This is a genomic window from Burkholderia sp. MS455 (genome assembly GCF_016899445.1).
Taxonomy (GTDB): Bacteria; Pseudomonadota; Gammaproteobacteria; order Burkholderiales; family Burkholderiaceae; genus Burkholderia; species Burkholderia pyrrocinia_C.
The window spans coordinates 2280518-2303004 of sequence record NZ_CP041778.1 but is presented as its reverse complement, the minus strand read 5'-3'; the positions used below and the strand labels follow the sequence as shown (position 1 = coordinate 2303004).

General features: G+C 61.6%; 5 protein-coding genes and 1 pseudogene. All 6 read left to right on the top strand.

The annotated features are described in order from the left end of the window. The first annotated feature begins 6 nt into the window (after positions 1-6). The 6 genes and pseudogenes from FPJ27_RS14920 (at position 7) to FPJ27_RS14890 (ending at position 22231) form a co-directional block, all read left to right on the top strand. Positions 7-312 carry a hypothetical protein gene (locus FPJ27_RS14920; protein WP_204421627.1) on the top strand — a complete coding sequence of 102 codons (306 nt, stop codon included), beginning with the start codon at positions 7-9 and terminating at the stop codon, positions 310-312. A 126-nt stretch (positions 313-438) separates the two neighbouring features. Continuing rightward, complete coding sequence (locus FPJ27_RS14915; protein WP_204421626.1) at positions 439-5004, top strand: hypothetical protein; 4566 nt, start codon at positions 439-441, stop codon at positions 5002-5004. Between the two features lie 847 nt (positions 5005-5851). Continuing rightward, entirely contained in the window at positions 5852-15454 is a 9603-nt protein-coding gene (locus FPJ27_RS14905) for a hypothetical protein (RefSeq protein WP_239483204.1), read from the top strand. A gap of 158 nt (positions 15455-15612) precedes the next feature. Next, a pseudogene (locus tag FPJ27_RS14900) lies at positions 15613-16947 on the top strand (IS5 family transposase); the annotation flags it as partial. A gap of 1299 nt (positions 16948-18246) precedes the next feature. Further along, positions 18247-20625 (top strand): hypothetical protein, encoded by a 2379-nt coding sequence (locus FPJ27_RS14895; protein WP_204421623.1) that lies wholly within the window; start codon positions 18247-18249, stop codon positions 20623-20625. A gap of 322 nt (positions 20626-20947) precedes the next feature. After that, on the top strand, positions 20948-22231 hold the full coding sequence (locus FPJ27_RS14890) for an IS256 family transposase (RefSeq protein ID WP_204420906.1): 1284 nt from the start codon (positions 20948-20950) through the stop codon (positions 22229-22231). Positions 22232-22487 lie beyond the last annotated feature (256 nt).

Here is a 22487-nt window from a genome sequence, read left to right as displayed (position 1 = left end):
ATGGGTATGAAAGCGAAAACCGATGTTCGAAAACTGGACCAGTCGACGCAGGCGCACCTGAGAAAGATGGTGGTTCAGGCGGTGCGTGACGGGATGACGCAAGTTTATGCTGCTCGAACGTACCGCGTGAGCCTGAGGGCGATTAGCGGATGGATGTTCGTGACGGATGCACAGCTCAAGCAGGGGGCCGATTATCAGGTGGTGAACGAGCTGCTGGCCGACAGGCTGTCGCGCCAGCTGTACGAGTCGGAGCTGGAGGCGGTGCTGACGGAGTGTCAGGCTTGCGCCACGCCGGACAAAGGCAGGGACTAAGCCGGCGACAACTTTCTGATAAAGAGGGTCCGGAGAAACTGGATTACAGGGGCGAAAGAACAGGAATGCGGGTGAAAAAGGAGTGTGACAGTCACGGTCTGAATCGCACAGGCAGGAGAAACAGAGATGAAAGCGCATGACACAGAAAAACAGCTGGCATCGACCGGCATGCATCGCAACGTGAACCCTTATCAGGACGCGGCGCCTGATGCGCCGTCGGGCGGCGGAGTCAATTCGCTGACCCATTATCTGCGCCACCGCTCGGAGCCGCTGTCGGCTGCCCCTGTGCACCGGGAAGAAGATGAGGATATTGCCCGGCAGATTGAGGACCGGCTCGCCGTGCTCGACGAGTACGCGGCGAAGGGCTATAACCCGACGCTGTACGACCGCGACGCGTCGACACCGGTACAGGCCGCGCCCGCGCCCCGCGACGAAGGCTATCATGCGCCGCTGCTGGGTCTGCAGGTGGCCCGTGAGAGACTGCGGCTGGCACGATCGCAAGTCTGGGCTGAGCGTGGTGAAGCGCAGGTGGGGGATTATCTTGGGGGCAAGATTCCCGCTACCCTGAACCAGCTCGAACAGGCGCTGGCAGAGGCGGAGCACGCATTGCCCCAGGCGATCCGTTTGCAACATCATGAGTCCGGTGATGCCAGTCCTGCGCAGGAGCAGGACGTGCTGACCGGGCTGGCGCGTCAGGTCCTGCAGCTTTCGGAGTCCGCGGACGCGGTGACGGAACCTCGCGTGCAGGAAACGGCGGCACAGTTAAAACAGGTGGCCAGTCAGGATCCCGCCATCACAGCGGCGCTGGCGGCCCTGATGAGTCGGACGACCAAGGCCGCCCGCCGGGAACGGGCCACGGCGCTGGTCGCCACGATGGAGACCATGCAGCGGGCAGCCGATCAATCTGCCCACCTGCGTACGCTCATGCGCTCCTGGTCGGACGCGGCGCTCAAGACGAATTTCCGGCCTCTGTTGGAGGCGCTGAAAGAGGGGGAGTGGGCGCTCAGGCAGGCCGCAGCCGTGATTCAGACTATCCGCCCCGGTGTGATGACCAATCTGAAAACGGCCGGCCGTCTGGTTTCGGCATCCTGGCGGGACGCCTCGGTGACAAGCTACGCCAGCAAAAAGTGGTCGGAACTGCGGCGCGGCGGGACCTCGCTGGCCCGCATGGCGGGCAGCCGGGTCAGGAAGGCGGACATGTCGCTGAATGTCAAGCTGGACCGGCTCTTTTCGGTATCCAACGGGCTGGACGCGGATCATCGTGCCCAGCTCGGCGCACTGGTGTTGCCGCTGGAGGAGGCCGCCACTCAGCTGCAGTTTCTGGCGGGTCCTCTGCCGGAAACCGCGGAAAAATTGCAGCGCGTGATGCGTCGGGAGCAGGAGGCTGAAACGGATGTGGAGCCTCTGCTGCGCTGGCGGGCGATTGCCCGCCAGCCTCAGATTTCCGACGAGCAGCGGCTTCGCGAGGGGCTGGCCCTGGTGCTGGAGAACATGCAGCATCAGGATACGGGACTGATGCGCTCGGAACATAAGTTACAGGAGACAGAGAAATCGTTCGTCGAACAGACAAACGGCGTCATGGACCTGGCCCACTATCTGTACAGCCTGGTGGGAGACGATTTTCGGGAGCGTTGTTCTCACCTGTCTGCAACACTGTCGTCGTTCCCGGCGGCCAGGCGTTACCTGGACCGGATGAATCGGCAGTCCCTGAAGATCGAAGAGCGGCTGAGTGAGTTTGTGACGGTGGTGAACAGCACCCGCTGGAATGAGGCGACGGGCAGCTACGGAGAACAGGCCGTCGGGAAACTGGGCAAAGCCGCAGGGAGTCTGGCGTATCAGGCTGAGAAAGTGCTGGCGGCGCTGTACTCGGAAACCGTTCGGCTGCTGGGCAAACCCTACAGCTATCGCTGGCGGGAAAAAAACATGGCTCAGGATCTGAGTGAGCTGGTGACACGACTCGGTGCCGGGTCGCCGCAGGCCGAGCGGCGTATTCTGCAGCAGCTGCGTGAGCGGCTCAGTGACCCGGATCGGACCACGTTACGGCAGCCACATGATCCGAATAACCGGATACTGATTGCGGGGATGGAGCAGGCGTACCGCAGTCAGCAATTTGACGCCCGACTGCCTTCACCGACGCCGGCGGACATTGTGGCGCGTAGTGAAACGCTGGGCGAGGCGTTCCACCGTAAGGTGGTCCAGAAAACCGTCTCGGGGGTAACCAGTCTTGGTGTGTCGGCGGCCACCGGTGGCGTGATGCCCAATGTGGGAGGGCTGGCGATGGCGCCGGCCCGACGCCTGATGCACCCGGCGCATGCGCTGCAGGGCTTATCGATTTATGCCGGGTACAAGGGGCTCGACGACATCAGGAAAGCCACGCGTCCCGGGCAGCGCGAGCCGGTATATCAGCAGCATCAGCTGATTAACCGCACCGCCGGGAAAGTCGGGCTGTCGGCGGCTTCACTGGTTCCGTCGTCTTTGCTGCTCCCCCTGGCAGCCCCTGTGGCTGCGTACCGTGCGGCGACCCATCCGGAGCAGTTCGCAAAAGCCGTGACGGGGGCGGTGCCGACGACGCTGGCGTTCGCCGGGGTGGAGCCCGGTTTCCGGGGAGGTACCGCTTTGCACGAGGCCCTGCGAGACAGGGTGCCAGAAGGGACGCCTCATCCGACTACCGCGGACATCACGACGCCGGCGACATCCACCACCAAGCCATCCCGTCCGGTATCGTCCGATGTCGAGGAGCAGCGCACCGGGCGTTCACGACGCGCTGCGACGGACGCCGGGGATAGTGTATTGCCGGAGGCGGTGCGACGTAACCTGGCGGCAATCAACAACACGGATGTGCTGAACATACACGCCTGGACGCGCCGGAAGGTCAACGCACTGCTGGACAAGTTAAAGGCTCAGAATCCGGAAAAATACCGGGATATCACCCTGGAAAGCCGGGTGTCGTTTGAACATGAGGATCGTAACAGTGCGCGCGGTCAGCTCGACTACTACAGAAATCCGTTAAACCTGCGTCACCTGTTAGTCGGAAATTTCACGCCGGCGATCATGGAGGAGGGTGAGCTCAGCCTGGAAGAGTTTGCCTTCGGGGAGTTCGGGCGAAAGGACACCGGGGCGTTGCGGCCCTATATGATGCGCTTCACCATCGATGGTCAGGAATACAAAGAGCTGCTGGACGGTATCGAAGCCCTGGATTTACAGAACAGCTACCTGTCGGAACTGGATGCGCTGTACGAGCAGTCGTCGGCAAAAGCGGCGTTCTCCGGCCTGCTGTCGTGGCGACTGACGCAGATTGTCGACAATCATCCCAATCTGCAGGGCGATGACCGGGCCACGGACCGGGCCGATTATCGGCATCTGATCGAGCAAGGCCGGGTTGAAACGCTCACGTATGGTGGGCACAAGGTGAGCAATATGGTGCTTGTCCGGGGCCCGCTTCTCAAAGGGGCGCAGAGTAAAGTGCTGTATATCTCCTACAGTGACGGCCGGGTGTTTGAAGGGACGCTGACCAAGAATCAGCCCACGATCCACTTTCGCAGTGCAGCGGAGGCCCAGAGTTTTGCTGCCCATATTCGCGCGGGTCTCCCGCTGGACGCCGCCGCCCAGGTCGAAGTGCCTGTCAGCAATGGTCGCGCGGTGCACACGAAAAACCTCTTTAAACACACGCTCGCTCAGCAACTGACCGGCGGGACCGGCGGCCGGAGCAAAGACTGGGGAGATCTGAAGTCACACACCACAGACGATTATGCTGGGGACCTCTGGAGACACCGCGGAAGCCAGCTGCGCGAGGATGCCGACTATCTGTTCAAATCATCGGGCGAAATATTGAAGGATACGGTCATTTATGAACTCAGCGCCTACGGCGCCCTGATCAGCGTGTGTGTCCTGCCCGTCGGCGGTCCCGTCGGTGCGGCTGCCGCGACCGGCAGCGCACTGGCAAAAGCCGGGGCATTTCTGGGCCACGCCGGAACGAGTGTGGCGCTCACCGTCGGAACCAGCACCGTGCCATCGGTGATTCGCGCGCTGAGCGCGGACAGAACCGTAGATGCCGAAAATGCCTGGGTGGATGTTCCATTCAGCATGTTTGGTGAAGGAACGGGCTATGTGGCGGGCAAGCTTGTTGGAACAGCGGTCAGTAAAGCGGCCCAGAAGGTAGGCGCTCAAGTCATTGCCGAAGGCGCTGCTGACTATGTCACCCAGGGTCCCACAAGTGCAACCAACGGGTACGCGGTTGATAAATGGGGGGGCAAGTTAAAAAACAACAATGTTAGCCCGTCAGCCGTTTCAACGGGCAGTGCATTAGACATTGCGACGGGAGGTGCGTCAGCGACGGCTGATGCCACGAGTGATGCTTCGTCAGCGACGGCTGATGCCACGAGTGATGCTTCGTCACCGGCGGTTCATCATCAGGAGCCTGAACTCCTTAAGGGAATTGATTTGCTGACCGATGCGGTGGACGTCACGGGTAAGAAAGGGACACTCTCAGACAGTACTTTTGCGTATATGACGCATCATCAAATCAAGATCGATAACCAAACCGCGCTCAACTGGATTCTGAAACATGGCGATAGAAGTGCAATGTACGAGAATGCCAGAAAGGGGGTAACGTTCAGTGCCCGTGACTGCGTTCTGAACGAGGTCCAGCTCAGGCGGGTCATGGCGGCGATTGACGCGGTCCGGCAAACCTGATGGCGCCTGGATGAAAACCCCGGACGTGTACTGGCACCTTCGGTGCACGTCTGTTTCACCGCCACACAGTTGATGTGCGGCAAAGAAACTTCATTTCAGTCAGGCAGGCGTTCTGTGGAAAAAACACGTCTTCAATCGTTTTGAGAACGATACTTCGTGACAGGGGGAAAAGGCGATCAGAGCACACAGTAAGCACGAGTCCCGGGTGGTCGATGTGTGGGTGGGCGAGCAGGAAGGATCCGGGAGGGGGATCCGGCCGAGTTGTTTGACGCAATCTAGAAACTGAATATCGGGTGCAGTAAGCCTTATTAGGAATCCTATATGATGATGTGTCGATAAATTAAATTTGACGATGAGCAAGCCTTGGAAGAATTCCGGTCGACCCGCCTGGGCATGAAATCCGACGATATGGGCTGGGATCTCAAACGATGCGAAGCCGGACGCCCTGCAGGCGTACCACCTGCGAGGTGAGACCTCACCTTTGCGGGGCCTGCCGACTGAACGACGCGAAAATTCGGGGAGCGAGCCGGACCACGCGCGCGAACTCGCAGGTGATCATGGCCTCGCAGGTGGGTGAGCGCATCGTCGAACTGAAGCCACGTGATGATCAACTTTTGAGGTTGCGTCTTTCAGATAATTCCCGGTGAATGGGCCCACTATCGTTCCATATAATGGGTTAATGAATCGATGAGTGTGGTCGTCGTCGGCGATAGAGGTGGCCGCGGCGATGAGCGGGAGCGGACCTGCGGGTCCATTGAATCAGAAGCATCGGGGGTGATCATCGTGCCGGATCGTATGGATTCGTTTCAATGATTTGGGATCCTTATTGTGCTCACGAATAGGGCGCATGCTGGGTGTCGAGGTCTTTGATCGACGCGAATGCGCCACGGCTGATCACGTCGTGCCGGGTGCGGGCGAACCCGTTATCGACCGGGTTGAGCCATGGCGAATACGTTGGGGTGTCATGGAGATGAACGCGACGATGCTCGCTCGGAAATTCTTGCACCCGATCGGTCTTGTGACTGCTGAGGTTCTCGCCCATGACATGGATCGCTTGGCGGCTGTGCAGGCGGACAACCACGTCCTAGAAGAAGCGCACTGGGGCGACCACCGTCCCGACAACAATCAATTGAACAAGAAGGCTATGGCTAGAGTCACCGAACTAGACAGTGCTCAACAAGAGCATGAACGGGAGCGGGCCGGTACGCGTGCATCGGGGCGCAATTCGGGCGAGGCGGATGAGGCGGGCCCACCGCCGGATGAGCGTTCATTGCCGCGGGCGGCACTCAATGCGATCCATCGCCGTGGTCATCTGGCGGGCGGGGCACGGGCCCATGAAGCAGGTCGACGACGCGCCCGGGCGCGTCGGGACAGCCGGCGTCGTGGGCGACGATTGAACGCCATCCTGGCTGCGGCCGAGCAACAACTGTCGCGCGACGATCCGGCTGCCGCCGATGACTGGCTGGAAGCCGTGCAGCGTGCGCCCGAGCGCGTGGAGGCGGGGCGTGCGGTGGTGCGCGAGTATGCACGGTCGTGGCTGCGAGAGGCTATCCAGGATATGGGCGAGCGTACGGTCGACGAACACTGGGAGGCGGTCAAAGCGTTTATTGCGTCGGAGCTGGTGTATTTCTTTTTGCGACATCCGGCCAGGACGATGCGGGTGGATCAGGCGGCAAGTGAGGACGATGCGGGCCAACGGTTGGATCCGATCCTGGCCGCGGCCGAGCATCAGTTGTCGATCGCCGATCCGGCTGCAGTTGATCAGTGGCAGGTGGCGATGCAGACCACCCCCGCGCGCGCGAGGGCGGGGCGGGCGATGGTGCGCGAGTATGCACGGTCGTGGCTGCAAGACGGCATCCAGGATATGGACGAGCGCACGCTCGCCGAGCATTGGGAGGCAGTAAAAGCATTTCTTGCGTCGGAGCTGGTGTATATCTTTTTACGACATCCGGTGAGGACGATTTGGCATGCGCAACGGATCGGACAGGGTGATCAGGCTGCCCCGGGAAGTCATATTCGCGGCGATGCACTGGCATTCATTCGGCGGTGGTATCGAATAGGGCGTAGCGGGCTGGGTGCGGTGTCCAACTCGATGTGGGGAGGGATGCGATATGCCGTCAGTTTCCTGGGATCCCGAAAGCATAGCGAACCGATCAGTTTGCCGGAGGCGGTCCAGGACAAACTGGATGCACTGATCCATACCATCGGTGCCCAATTCGACCCTGGACCCGTCCAGGAGGCGCTGACGCCCTCACCGCAAATCATGATGAGGCTGGATGAGCTGATCGAAGCAATCAATGTCGATTTATGGCCGCACGCACGGAGCCTGAGTCAAGCCGAAGCGCTGATTGACGACTATCTGGATGCTTTGAGCCCGGTCGAGCAGCGCCTGTCGGAACTGACGGCACGCATGATGGCAGTTTCTCGGCAATCGACGCCGGGCAATCTGGATCTCAATGCACTCAGGCTCCAATGGCAACAGCTCAAAGATGAGCGCCGACGCTTGACGGCCGAGATGCAACAAGTCCAGGCGTGGTTGGAGCGTGAGCGAGCCAAAGAAGACGCGATCGTGGATGACGCCGAACCGGCACAGCCAGACCTGGGCGACGACGATGGCGCATGGGAGTTGCCGGATGCCCCCTACAACGCGTTAATCCGCCTGATGGAGGCGGTGCATCATGGGGCCGATATCAACGAAGCGTGCTATGGGCTGATTCATGCGATCGGCCAGTTGGTTTTGCCGTTTCAATTCAAGCCACGCCCGTCGGTTTGGGTGACGGCGATCGACAGACTGTTGAACGAGTTCGTCCACGTGCCACGTGTGTTTCCGAGCGTGCAGAATCCGTCGTGGCATGTGGCGTGTCCGGAAGACGAGGCGCAGGTGCCCGGAACGGCGGTGGCGCTTGGTCAACCGCGGGGGGGTGTGCCGCGATGCCTTGCGCCATTTCCACCGGGTTGGTTCGACTTCCAGATGCCGGGGACCCTGTTGGAAGAGGCCTACAGTGATCGAGTAGGCGGGCCTGGTATCGTGAGAGCGCGCCGTTGGAATACAGAACAATGGGCCAGTCGGCCCGTGCCGATGGAGCGGATGCTCAGGTTGGCCGAGCACGCATGGACCGCATTGGGGCATGCCGCCCCAGCCGCCGGAGCGGACGTTGCGCGTCTGGCTGCCGAATGGTATTCGGCCATGACAGCGCATCTCGACGACGCAACGTCGGCCATTGATCGCACGCTTTACGGCCTGGTATCCCTCCCCGAAAATCAAACGAGCGCGCAGTCCAGTGGCATGCCGGCGCCCACATGGGGGGTCAGCGGCGCACCCGTCCATGGGGCACGAGGCGTCGACTTTGTCAGCAATTTGCAGGTCAATCCAGAGGAGACGCCGATTGCTCGACTTGGCAAAGGGCCGAGCCATGTGGCGCGTTCCGATCAAGGCACATCACAATCGGACTCCGACGAATCGCAATCGGCACCGAGGGACCCCTTGTCTGTCTGGCATCAGCGCTTGAATGACTGGGTGAGCGAGGCCATTGCCAATCAGACAGCGACGCAGTCAAACACCAATTTGCCGGCAACCCTGGCGGCGTATCAGGACGCGGGTTTTACGGTAACCGGCATCCCACGGGGGCAGACAGGGGGCACACGCCAGGACATCGCACGGTTGTCGCTGGAAGAGTTGGCGATTGGACGCCATCTGGGTTACGGCGACCGGTACGATGACATCCAGGTCCGCGAATTTTCTTCCACGATGCTCGAACACTTCGCGGTGCCGGGTTCAACCCAGTATGCGTGGTTGCATCATCTCGCCGGAGATCCCGGCCTCGACAAGGCCACGCTCGGCGACGAGCTGTGTGCCCGTTTGACGCCCATGCTGGTGGGCCGCTTGTACACGGTGCGGCGTGCGATGGACCGCGGTCCGTTGCGATGGGGGGGGAGCTACACCTTCGCCAGTGTGATCAGCGACCCGAGCAAGCCGCGCTACAAGACGCTGCTCGATCGCACGCTGGCCGGTCAGGAACCGATTGCGACCGTGACCCGGGATGGACACCGCCTGATACAGAAGGTGGCTGTCCAGGCGCCGCGCGTGCGCAGCGTGCTGTCGTCAACGCATTGGCTGATCATTGATCTGGCCAGTGGCGATTGTGAAGAGGCGGCCGCGGGCGAAGCGCGTCATGGTTGGCAGTTCACGCCCGTATCCAACAGTGGGGCAGCCTCGTCTTATCTGGGGGCCGTCGCAAGGCAACTGGCGACCCATCTGCTGGCAAGCGATGCCATCGAGGCGCAACGCTTGATTCGGCATTGGCTCAGCGCACCCGAGTCGGTCGCGCGCGACGAGGACGCGGTGCAGATGACGGTGTCCTCGGGCGACGGCCGCAACGACGCGTTGAGTTTTGCGCGAGAAGACATCCAGCTGGGTTGGCCGCAAGTCGAACTCGAGCGGGCGGGATACCACGCGCAGGCGCCCTCGAGCGGCACGAGCGCCATGAATTCGACCCTGCTCTTGAGCGAACTGCGGCATGCGCTGGCACACACCGGCTCCATGTCCTCCGAGTCGCTGGTGTCGCTGGAGTCGCTGACGGGGCTCACGGCGATGCTCACGTATCGGTTGCTCGCGCACGTACGCGAACAGCTCAAGCCCGACGAAACCGATTTTGCGCAGGCGATTGATCAGATCCTCCGTGGATCGGCTTTCCCACGGCTGGTCAGCGCGCAATCCGGTTGGCTCGATGATCGGCTGATCGTCGAGACGAGCGAGCCGGCGTTTTACGAGGTCGATCTGATGCATGGCACGTACCATCGGCTGTCGTTTGAATCCGCCGAACGGGCCACCATGCCGACTGCCCAAACCGCGAATCTGACACCCGATCAAGCCGCTCATCTGGACAAAATGCAGCTGTTCGCCCGCAGTCTGCTGGTTAATGCATGGGGCTCGGCCAGCGCGCAGCAGCACTGGCAGGCGCAGATCGCCAGGACCGCATGGTCGCAGTTCGCGGCACAACCCTACGTGCCCGCGGGGGCGGATTTTACGCTGGACGACAAGGACCTCGGGGCGCAGATTCACGCATTGCGGACGTCACCGGATTTTCTCATCGGCTATGCCGACGCGTTTGGCAAGCGCGCGACGGATTCGAACAGGCCTGAACCCACCACTGACAGCATGATCTTTGAGCGTGTCAGAACCTGGGAAAAGAATACGTTCAGAAGGGGGCATCGCTCGCCCGCGCATCTGAATAGTGCCTATCGTGCGCGATGCGAGGATCTGCTTGTCAGGATCAGGGCGCTGAAGCAGCAGGCAGGGGCCTCCGCACCCACCAGCGCGCCTGACTTGCCGTGGTTGACGTTGGAGTTGGCCGCCACGCAGCAGCGATGGGAGGAGAGCCGCGAGTTACATGCGATGGTGCTCAGTGTCGCGCAAGAGCAGCACACGCTCAATCCTACCGCGCTGACGACGATCGATGTTCCGCGTGCGCAACGCCGTGCGGTGCGGCAGATGCTGCGCGCGATGGGGCTGGCCGTTGATCGCTTGTCAAACGAACAACTGGATGTGCTGGTCGAGGCCGCTCACGCGACGGCGACCACGCAGCCCCACACGCAGCCCGTCACGCAGCCCGAAGTCCAGGCCAACACACAAACCATGCAAACGCTGGCAGCCGGCCATTATTTCCTCGCCTGGCAACGTCTGGGCGGTCGAAATATCGCGACCGGCGAGTCCCTTGCCACCTGGATCGACCGACTGTGGGACAGTTCGTTTTTCACGCGAGACGACGACCAGGGGCCATTTGATAACTATCGCCTCTATCGCGTCGTGCAGAAGGTCCAGCAGGCACGCAGTGAGCCGACCCCCGTGGCGTTGCCCAATCTGGCGCAGCAAGTGCAGCTGCGGCAGTCTCCCGACGAGAGCTTCAACACGTGGTTGCATGCCGCGTTCGAGCGCTTCGGCTTGCGCTACGCCGATTATCAGGACCGGCCGGTCAATGTGACGGCGGGGGCGACCCGTTTGTTCGCAACGCTCGGCAACCTCAAGGCGGCGGTGAATTACCTGGTGCGCAAGTTCAAGCCGGAGTTGCTTTGGACCCGGAAAGCCTACAGCATCAAGGAGGTTGCGCAGGGGCTCGACAAGCGCGATACCAAGCGTGATGACGGCGCGTTGGCCACGTTGTCGATCGAGCGGGAATGGCCGTCCGAATTCAGTGCAGGCCTGATCGAGGCGCTGACCTCGGGGCGCATGATGACGGATGTGAGCGAGAAGCTCTCGGCCGACTGGACGCGTCTGGGCACGAAAATCAATGGTGCTTTGAACAGCGTGGTGCGGGGCCGGCTTGCCCAGCAGGGGCTTTCGCCCAGCGGGGCGACCGTGTCGGCCGAGCAAGTCCAGTATCGCGGCAAAACCCTGGCCGGCGTGTTCGCGGTTCGATCCGGCGCGCATCGATTGATTTTTTCGCTGTTCGACTCGCGTGTGCTGCGCTTCCCGCTGGACTGGAGCGGTGCGTTGGCCAACATTGCCGATACCCGGCAACTGGATGAACTCGTGCGCTCGGCGCTCACGTCGTCCGATCGCTCGGCGCTTGAAGCCGAGCCGTCGAATTGGTCAGGAAAAGCGGGCCAGGCCGCGCTTGACCACCAGCATGGACTCGATGCGCTGAACGCCTATGACGCCGGCCAGGCGTTGCCGACCGAGGCCACACGGCATCTGCACTATGAGGCCGACGTGTTCAAGTTCGTTGCGCAGTCCGACATCGTGCCCACGCTGATGCAGGACCTGCACGGTCATCGCATGTCGGATCTGGACGCAGCCAGCTATTCACGTCAGGAACAATTGCTGGACATGGGTCTGGACGCCATTGACCGTGTCGGTCAGGCGGCGTCGTATTCCGGCTCGAAGCTGGTGAGAGCCATCGACTGGTTGCTGGATCTGGCCGAACTCTCGATGATCGGCGTGCAGCATGTCAGTGCCGAGCGTTCGGAAGAAGACGAGAATGTCCTGGCCGCGTATCTGATGGGGCGCGCCTCGGCGATGGGTCTGGGGGCGTATGCGCGTGCGTCAATGCATTCGCGTTTTGCGCTCAAGGCCCGGGAGTTGCTCACCCAGCAGCGCCCGGCAAACGATGACGCGATCCGGCAATGGCTCACGCCTGACGCCAATCAGGCCCAGCCTGTGGCGGCGTCAGACACATCGCCCGTGCGCAAACCGTTCAAGCCGCTCTCGCCGCTGAAACAGGATGGCACGGTGCTGCAACGTCTGCTTGCGACCTGCGCGCAGGCGCGACGCAAGCGCGAACCGGGCGGAACCAGCCTGTGTAAGCCCAAGCGTCTTGCGCGCGACGAGGTGCGTCAACTGGCTCAGGAAAACGCTTGGGACGATGAGGTACTGGCGTCGATCGGGGACCTGTATGTCGCCACGATCGCGAACGCGCGTGGCGAGGTCGAGCGCGTCGTGTATTACAAGGAAGGGGGGCAAGCCTATCGGGTGGATCAAGGCAATGCCCTCCTCTATGGCTACCAGCATGAGTATGACTATGCGGCGCTCGGGCATTGGAAATCCAAGCCTGACGGCGACGAGTTTGTCGACATCGATGACATCGACGTCGACGGCGCAGGCCACTCGCCAGACGAGCAGCTGACGCCGATCGAGCTGGGGATCAAGGGCGGCGACTTTATGGATCCGCTCAAGGTGCGGTATGGCCGCGACGGCAAGCTCAAACTGATCGCCGGGCGCCGTCGCTACGAAGTGGCCCGAAAACTGGGATTGACCCAGGTGCCCATTACACGTGTCGACGCGGATCCGGGCGCGGCGAACCGGCCGCTGCCGGACACCGAACGGGTATCGAGCCTCACGCCTTGGCAATGGGCGCAGCAGGCATGGGATGCACTCGCCCGGATTCCGGAGATCAGTCGCAATGCGCGGCTGCAGGCCGCGTTTTCGCGCGTGCATACGGATACGCCGGGACCGGGGCCGACCCCGCTGCAGAGCCTGTTCGAGTCACCCGTGCCCGAAGCACAACGGGGTGCGCTCGGGCTGCGCAAGCCCGCCGAGGTGCGGCGCGATCTGGGCGTGTGGGCCTGGCGCGTGGAGCCGATCCTCGAGAAACTGTCCGAGGCCAACCTCGCGCGTGCCTCGCAACTGACGCCGGCCATGCAGCGCGGCTATCTTGCCGATCTGTCGGAGTCCATTGAGCGGGCGCTACAGGCGGCCGGGCAGGCATGGATTTGCCCGCGATCGTATATCGACGGGCTGGTCAAGTGGAAAATCGAGGTCGAAGTCCGTCTGGCGCAACGCGAGGCGCCGCCGGATGCGTCGAGTTTTCGGGGGTCATCGCAAGCCAATCCCACCACCTTCTGGAGCGTGCAGGAAATCATGCGCTATCCGGATTCGCGGCGTCTTTTCGAAAAACTGGTGTTCCAGGTCAGCACGATTCACGCGAGCCGTGCCCAGCAGGCCGACTATCAGCGTGGCATGACCAGCGCGACGGTGCCGGTGCCCGGCTGGCAGCCCAAGATGTCGGAACTGGAAATCATGAATTTGTATGTGTTGAAGAGCCAAGCGGGTTCGTTGGTGCCAGCGGATCAGTTAGGGGCGCTCTACACGAAGCTCGTCGAGCAACGCGAGCGTCAATTGGCATCGGCTCGTGAGGTCCTGTCCAAAGGCAGTGCGGGCTGGCATCCGTCTGCGGTCCCGCTCGATGCCAGCGGTCAGATCTACACCGAGCCCGCGGCGTTGGCGATGGCCGTCGCATTGCAAGCGGGACATGGGCTCAATCTGATCAATCGCCTGCCGTCGGCGGGGAGTACGAATGAGCTGACCGACCAGTTGAAGACTTTGGGGTTCACCTTTGTTGCCTTCCAGAAGATACCGTTGGAGATTCGTCGGCATCTGATTCCGCAGATTCCAAGGGTTCCGATGTCGTTGCATACGGCGACGCGCCATCTCACGCAATGGCGGGTTCCGGCATTTTTCCTCGCCCGCCATCAGGATTCCACGGTCCTGGTGGGTGTGCAGCCCACGCCGTCCACCGCGACGGTGCTCGGTACGCGCACGTACTATCTCTACGATCCGGCAGTGGGTCTCGCGGTCTTCACGTCAGCCGAGGCATTTGAGACGGCATGGGCGCGCATCATGCAGCCGAAGCGGAAAATATTGCGTAGCCAAAAACGCAATCTCAGCGCAAGTACGCCGATCCAGCTATATATGGTGGATGTCGAGCGCGCGGGCGAGATCCCATTGCCGGGGCAGTCGAAGCTGCTCAAGGACCTGAGTCAGCCCCGAGCCGGAGAGCCGGCCGCTGATTCGCTTCTTAATCGTGCGGATAATTCGCGCAAGGTACCCCCGCCCGCGGCGACGCATAAGAAAGCCGTGCGCGTATCCGACTCCCAACAGGCATTCAACACCTATACGAAATTGTTCCAATCGATTCGTATCGACCTGGGGCACTCGTATTTGTGGACCTCGTCCAAGGGGGGAGGCGCCTCGACGTTGCTGCTGAGCGCGCACGGGTTCTACACCGAACTCGAAACCATGGACGTCACGCAAGGGATGATTCATGCCTTTCCAGCTGCCCATGAGGCGATTCTGGCCGAAGGAACGAGGGAAATTTTCCGGAACAAATACAAGCCCTTCATCGAGGCGAGCACGCAGGGCGTGCGCATCACAGGCAGACCGCACCTTCCGTTGCAAGGCGAGGATATAGGAGACACTTGGGGCGCAGGATGGCTGCTCGACTTCCGTCCCACGCCTACCACACAGGCGGAACTGGATGCGCTGGAAAAGGAGCACGTCAATCTGGCCAGAAGCCTGAAAGGCCGGGCGCTCGAGAACTACGACGCCATGAGGGCGGCATTTGGCGATTACATCCACACCGGGTCTCATGAACCGGGAAAGGTGGCCGACTATCGCCACACAAAGTACGAAAAGGACACGGACGATCTGCTCGACGACTTGCTTGACGAGAATCGCGTAAGGGCCAGGTTCAGCCATGCCGATCGTCCCCCCACGGATCTCGTGGTACCGAAATTCGATCGTCCCGTTCTCGGGCCGCCGGTCGTACAGGGCCTGGATCGGGAGCAGGCATGGCAGGTGTTGCAACGTCATTGGACCCTGGTGTCGCAGGGGTATCCGCTCACCTCCGATATCCTGAACGATGTGGCGCGATCGGGGCTACGGTACAAGACGTTTGAATTGCATACCTGTCGTGCGAGCTATTTAGAAAATCTGTCATTGCAGGAGCTCGGGCAACAGCTCAAGGTGCATGAACATAAAACTCAACCGGTCGTCATGCACCGCCCCAAGCGTTCGACTTCGGGTCGCGTGCGTTATCTTGCCGTGATCGGCATTCAAGGGGAGATAGGCGAGAACGGGCAAGTCCAGAACTTGATGCGGCAAGTGCAGGATGTATTTTTCTGGCAAGAACGCGATCCTGCGAACGACACGCCCGCATCAGGAGATGCAACATGACACGCCTGCTCGGTTTGGCGGGGCGGCGCATACGTGGTCAGGCCTGCAAAACACTGCCGAGGCTGATGTAGCAAAGGGTTGAGCGGAATTTGGGAGCTGCAGAACTCCCAGAACGAATATCGATCTGAATCGAAACCTGGGAGTTTGAGGACGCCGAGATGACCGACGATTTCTTCCGTAGTCGCCTGGATGCGATGATCGATTTGCGTCACCCGCTCGCGGTACTTGCGACGCGACTGCCCTGGGCGCAGATTGAAGCCACGCTCACGCCGCTGTTTGCGCGACGTGAGCGGGAAGGCATCGCGACGGAAGTGATCGATCTGTTCGGACCGACACCGAAGCTCGCGGGTGCGGGAGTCAGTGGGGCGGGCCGCCCCCGGCTGTCGATCCGGTTGATGGCGGGGTTGCTCTACCTGAAGCACGCGTTCAACGAGAGCGACGAGTCGGTATGTGAGCGCTGGGCCGAGAACAACTACTGGCAGTACTTCTGCGGCGAGGACTATTTCCAGCCGCGCCTGCCGTGCGATCCGACCAATCTGGTGCGGTTCCGGCAGGCGCTCGGCGAATCGGGCGTCGAGGAGCTGCTGGCGACGACGATCGCAGTTGTGGTGGACATGAAGGCGGTGAGCTCGGACGAGTTCAAGCGCGTGATCGTCGACACGACGGTCCAGGAGAAGGCGATTGCGTTCCCGACCGACAGTCGACTGCTCGAGCTCGCGCGCGCGAAGCTGGTGAAGCTCGCTCAGCGCGCCGGACTGACGCTGAAGCAGACCTACGAACGCGAAGGCAAGCAACTGCGCCGCCGCGCCGGCGGCTACGCCCACGCGAAGCAGTACAGGCGACTGCGCCGTGTCCTCAAGCGGCAACGCACGGTGCTCGGTCGACTGCTGCGCGACATTGAGCGCAAGCTGGCCGCGGCGGCCGACTCGTATCGAGCGACGCTGACGGTCTGGCTTGGGCGGGCCTGGCGGGTCTGCCGACAACGGCCGAAGGACAAGGGCAAGCTGTACGCCCTTCATGCACCGGAGGTCGAGTGCGTCGCCAAGGGCAAAGCCCGGCAGCCGTACGAGTTCGGCGTAAAGGCCAGCCTGGCGATCACCGAAAAGAGCGGACTGATCGTGGGCGCGCGCACGTTCCCCGGCAACCCGTACGACGGCCATACGCTGGCCGAGCAGCTCGAGCAGACGCGAATCCTGCTGGAAAACGTGCCGGGCGAACCGAAGCCGACGACCGTGCTCGCCGACTTGGGCTATCGCGGTGTTGATGCAGCCATCGTGCCGACGCAGCTGATCCACCGTGGCAAGTACAAGACGCTGAGCGCGCAGCAACGCAAGTGGCTCAAGCGCCGACAAGCGGTCGAGCCGGTGATCGGGCACGTCAAACAGGATCACGGGCTGCGGCGCTGCTGGCTGCAGGGGGCGACCGGCGATGCGTTGCACGTGGTGCTGTGCGCGACGGGCTTCAACCTGCGATGGCTGCTGCGCGCGATTGCCCGGCTGGGCATCAAACCCTTCTTGCGACGCTGGGCTCTCTGCGTCCGAAACCAGATCTGTGCGGTTATCTCCTTTGCTGTTGCGGTTGCAACCGGCGGGGCGTGGCTTCGGACGCACATCGCGTCGTGTTCCCGGAAGTGGATCATTGGACATCGAAGTCAATCATGGTCCGCTATTGCGCGCGTCTGGCCGCGATGACGAATTCTGCAGGCCTGACTACGTGCGCGCCCGATCTGCTTTGCGCTGTCGAGCAGATCGGGCGAAGTGAGCGAAACCAAAGCTGACGTAGGCGGGATCGGGTACCGGAGGCCTGCGCCAATTTCGAGCGCATCAGAGGTGAACCATGCAACGTAACCCGCCGTGTCGTGCATGCAAAGGTGTCCAGCGCTGTGGTGATCGGCCTGCCGATGGGAGGCGATTTGCTCGATGCACGGATGACTTGCACGCAGGCGCGAGTGCGCCCGGGCGGCGACAGGTGACATGGGCTCGGTATCATCATCGTGTGATACCGGTTGATATTGATCGGATTCCTAATAATAATGGAATCCGAGGGGAGCTTGCGATGGATCAATGACTGTCACGGCGTGACGTCACCGGCGGGTGCAGTCGCCCGCAGTGCGGCACTGTCGTGGGGCGAATGGGAGTCGGAAGGTCGATTGATTCTTTCTACTCCACTCAAACTGAGACATATCTGCCTCGGTTCGTTCGTACCGTCGTTCACAGTATGAATGCAGTGTGTGGTTTGCGGATATGGGCGTTGATCGCAAATGCCTTGCCACAAGGAGCGACCCACGTTGCCCGCGCGGAGGATTCGCGACGCGGGCGCCGTGGACGCAGCGTGGGGTGCCGCTCGTTCGTGCATCGCGACTGCGAAGGACGGGTAACGCAGCGCATCGATCTGTTCGTGCCGACCGTCCGACGCATGCGTGAGACTCGGTGGCAAAGGTTTCATCGCGAAAGGCGTTCGCCGAAAGCAGTACAAGATCACCAGGTGCAACTTTCGCGTCGCGACCATGGTGATCCTGTCAAACGTGCTGCGGCGTCATGCAAACTGGAGGAATCAGAAAGAGGGCATCCGATCGAAGCAGAGGTGCTCAAGAGCCTGTAGCAGGACCGGTGCGGACACATCAATTGACTGGGCGCTTGCCTGTTGGACCGGCTGCACTCCGTCTTTTCGGTCGACCCGGTCATCGAATTTTTTAACAGCGGTGGCGATCGAGATTCGGTGGATTTCTTTGCGAACGCCGATCAAAGCTCGATCGTACTTTTCTCATCAGCCGCGCTTGTCACGAGTTCATCATGAATAATGCAAACCAGGATCTGTTCGTTTTTACGGATACCAATGAAACACCCCGCGTACCTGGGCGACGGGCACGGATCAATCTGGAGCGATTGGGTGCGGCCTTCCCGGGGGCGAATCGCACGCCTGTTTCCAGCGGACTGCAATTGAACCTTGACGATGAGGTGACGGTGTATCTATCCACCGTCCGGATTCGCCCGGGGCCGCAATCGGGCAGCTGGGCGTGGCACGGGCAACTTGCCGGCAACCCGGCCATCTATGGTCATCTGGCCGTGACCGGGCTGGACGGCGGCGAAGGCGAGATGGCTATTTCGGGCAGTGTGCACGTCGAAGAGCGCGCTTACGTATTTGAGAGCACGGGCACGGGTGCAGAGGTCAGCATCGCTGCGATGGGCTTGCTCGAGCCCGCGGCATGCGAGCTCGTTCATGCCTTGGGCGCGCCCCTGACGGCGCCTCACACGCCTTCGGCTCGACTGGCAGAGAGGGCCGCGGCCGGTGAGGGTACGGCGCCGGCTGCCATTCACCTTCTGGCCGTCTATGGGACGGCCTTGGCCGAGCGCTACCCGGGTGGCCTGGCGGCGCTGACGGCCAAGGTCGCGCATTGGGTGGAAGTGGGTAATACCACCTTGGCCAATAGCGGTGTGCGCGCCGTCCTCAGCTTCGATATGGCGGAGGCGAATCTGCTGACGGAACAGAAGGTTCGCCGTTTGTTGCGCAACGAGATCGGGAAAACCGAGGGCAGCGGGCATCCCTATCAGCCGTCGGGGGCCGCCGCCCTGCAAGTGTCCGCGTTGCGTGATCAGTTCAAGGCCGACCTGGTGGTTGGGCTCGCCGAACAGGCGGAGTCCGACGGGGCGAGCGGCGTGATTCTGGGCGTTTCAAATATGGTCGCCCGAACCCCGCGTGACGATCGGTCCACGCTGCCGTATGCGGTTTGTACGGTTGCACTGACGAACCCGATCAAACGGGTTCCGGTGCCGGATTACGCGTTGATTCACGAACTGGGCCACCTGATGGGGCTGCAGCATGATGCGGCGTCAACCGAGGGGCGGGATGTCGATCAGGACGCGCAATTCGATTATGCGCGGGGGTACATTCCGCACGACCGGTCGTTTGTCACGACGATGGGATATGACCGTGCGGGCGTGGGGCCGCATATCCCGTATTTTTCGACACCCGAGCGTCAATGGAAGGGCGTCGCGGTGGGGGCGCCGATCGGTAGCGCTGACGAGGCCGACGCCGTGACATTGCTGCAGGTGACGACAGCTGCCGTGTCACGTTACCGCAGTCACCGGGATGGCGCGGCACGCTATGCCGTCGAGAGCAAGGTCGTTCCGGAACTGGGGGGGTATGTCATCGTTGAACCCGGTGGCTTGCATGAGCCGGGCGCGCGGGTGCGCGTGCGCGTCGTACCGCGTGGGGGTTTTACCTTCCAGCGTGTATTGGTCAACGGACAGGTATTGGAGACAGCCGATTCGGAAGTGACGATCACGGACAACACAACGATTGTGGCTGAATTCGACGTCGGCGCGAATGAGTTTCCGGTGACGACCGAGGTCAAGTCAGCGGACGGCCAACCGAACCAGGCAACGCTGACGATTACGCCCTGGCAACCGCGTTACTTGTCGGGCACGGACATCGAGGTCGATCTGAGTGTGGCGTCGGACGAGGTTGCGTTCACCGGATGGGAGATCGATGGTCATGCCGAGTGGAACGCCCTGAATGCGGGGGAAAAGGCCAAACTGTTTTTGCGCGTTGAGCAGTCTCACCATATCGTAGGCAAGGTGGCCAAGCGGGATTGTCTGGTCGATATTTCCGGTTCACCGGCCACGCTGGGTACGGTATCGTTGATTCCCGACAAGACGATGCCGGACGATTTCATGCCGTTTTTTCACTACGGTGTGCCGGCTGGGCGAATCCTGACTTTCCGCGCCGATGCCTATGAGGATGCGCCTTTCGAGCGCTGGCAAATCGATGCGGGCACAATCGTGCGCGAATATCAGTCCGGCGATTCATCGTTTGTGGATGTGCGCATCGAGCGATCCGGATCGGTCATGGCCTGCTTCAGTTCCGGCGAACCGCTGGTCGAGGTGAGCACGACCATTCAACCGCCGCGACCACATGGTCCGGCGATGGTGAATGTGACGCCGACGAAGCCGCAGGATGCGGCGCCGGGTTATTGGTACCCGCGTGGCACGGCCGTGACGTTGGGTCTGTATTGGTGGGATGAACACGCCAGCACCCAATATTCCGTGACCTGGCAGGTCGAGGAAGGCGGCACGGTACGAACCTATCACCAGGAATCGGTCCCGCTCGTTGTGAACAGCACCACCCAGGTGGATGTCACGTTGACACCGAAGGCGGGCGCGGTGGAGTGAGATTGAGCGCGGGTGACGGACGGTGGAGATCCGTCGCCCGCGAGGTCACGACCATCAGTATGGGGCGAGGTCGTATGCGAGCCATCGACCCGCCCTTTAGCGTTGGACAGTGGTGTGTGTGATGGGGGGAATCGCGGTGCCGGGTAACCGGAAGTAGGTAGTGGTCTATGGGAGCGCAACATCAATACCATGGCAACGTGGGTTCGAGAGCTAATGTCGGAAGTGGTGTACGGCGGTGTGGAGCGGAATCGGCGGGAGGCGGTGGCGATTGCAGGAGAATGTTGCTTTCCAAGGTAACGAACCCAGCAACCAATCCACCACCATGGCGAAACGTAATCGGGAAGCGAACGACAGTCAAGCAACGGAAACAGAATTCAAGGGGCCCGTCGGCCTGGACGAGTTGATCCAGCAAGGCGCGCGGCAGATTATCCAGCAAGCGATCGAGGCGGAATTGAAGGCATTGCTCGAGCAATATTCGAACGTGAAGACGCTGGACGGCCGGCGGGCGATCGTGCGCAACGGCTATCTGCCTGAGCGAGACGTTGTCACGGCAATCGGACCGGTAACGGTCCAGGTGCCGAAGGTCCGCGATCGCTCGGGCTCGGGGGTAAAGTTCAACTCGGAGATCGTGCCGCCCTACGTGCGCAAGTCGCCGCGTGTGTCGTCGGCGCTGCCGTGGCTGTATCTGCGCGGCGTCTCGACCGGCGACATGAGCGAAGCGCTCAGCGTATTGCTCGGCGACCAGGCGAAAGGCCTGTCGGCAAATACCGTCATTCGTCTCAAAGCGATCTGGGCGGACGAATTCGCGCAATGGAACAATCGGGACTTGTCGGCGGCCCGCTGGGTCTACTGGTGGGCCGACGGCATTCATACTGGGGCGCGCAGCGAGGATTCCGACGGGCAATGTCTGCTGGTGATCATCGGCGTGAAGCCAGACGGCAGCAAGGAACGCGTCGCGCTCGCCGACGGCTACCGCGAGTCGAAGGATTCGTGGGTCGAGCTACTGCTCGATCTGAAGGCTCGCGGTCTACAAGCCGGCCCACTGCTAGCCGTCGGCGACGGCGCGATGGGCTTGTGGGCGGCACTCGAGGAAGTGTTCCCGCAGACGCGGCACCAGCGCTGCTGGTTTCACAAGATCGGCAACGTGCTCAACGCGTTGCCGAAGTCGCAGCAGGGCAAGGCCAAGGCCGCGCTCGCGGAGATCTGGAACGCCGCGACGCGCGCCGATGCGATCGTCGCCTACGATCAGTTCGTCGCGACCTATACGGCCAAATATCCGAAAGCTGTCGAGAAGGTCACGAAGGATCGCGACGAGCTGCTCGCGTTTTACGACTTCCCGGCCGAGCACTGGCAGCATGTGCGCACGACGAATCCGATCGAGTCGACCTTCGCGACGGTCCGCCACCGCACGACCCGCACGCGAAACTGTCTGTCGCGCGCGACCTTCCTCGGCATGGCCTTCAAGCTCATCGAAGCAGCAGAGGAATCATGGCGCCGCATTCGCGGTGTCGACAAAATCGAACAGATCTTGAACGGCGTGCCCTTCAAGGACGGAACACCGGTGACCGAGAGCACACCGGCTCCTGCTCAACCGCTTGCCGCTTGATCATGCTGCTCGACTGTCGTACACCACATTTGACATTAGCTCGGGTTCGAACAGTCAGGGAGATGAAAGTGGCGATTGTGCCCATTGGGGCTACGAACAAGGCGTTCAAAAAAAGAGGGTTATCCGTGCGGCGATGTCGCTTGACGCCGTCACGCGATCGGTATCGACCATACACGGTGGCTGTTCCGATCCCTGAGATGGATGACCCCTCACGCAAGTAAGCGGCCTCTGGGGGATTTTTTGCAGTCGTCGTCTC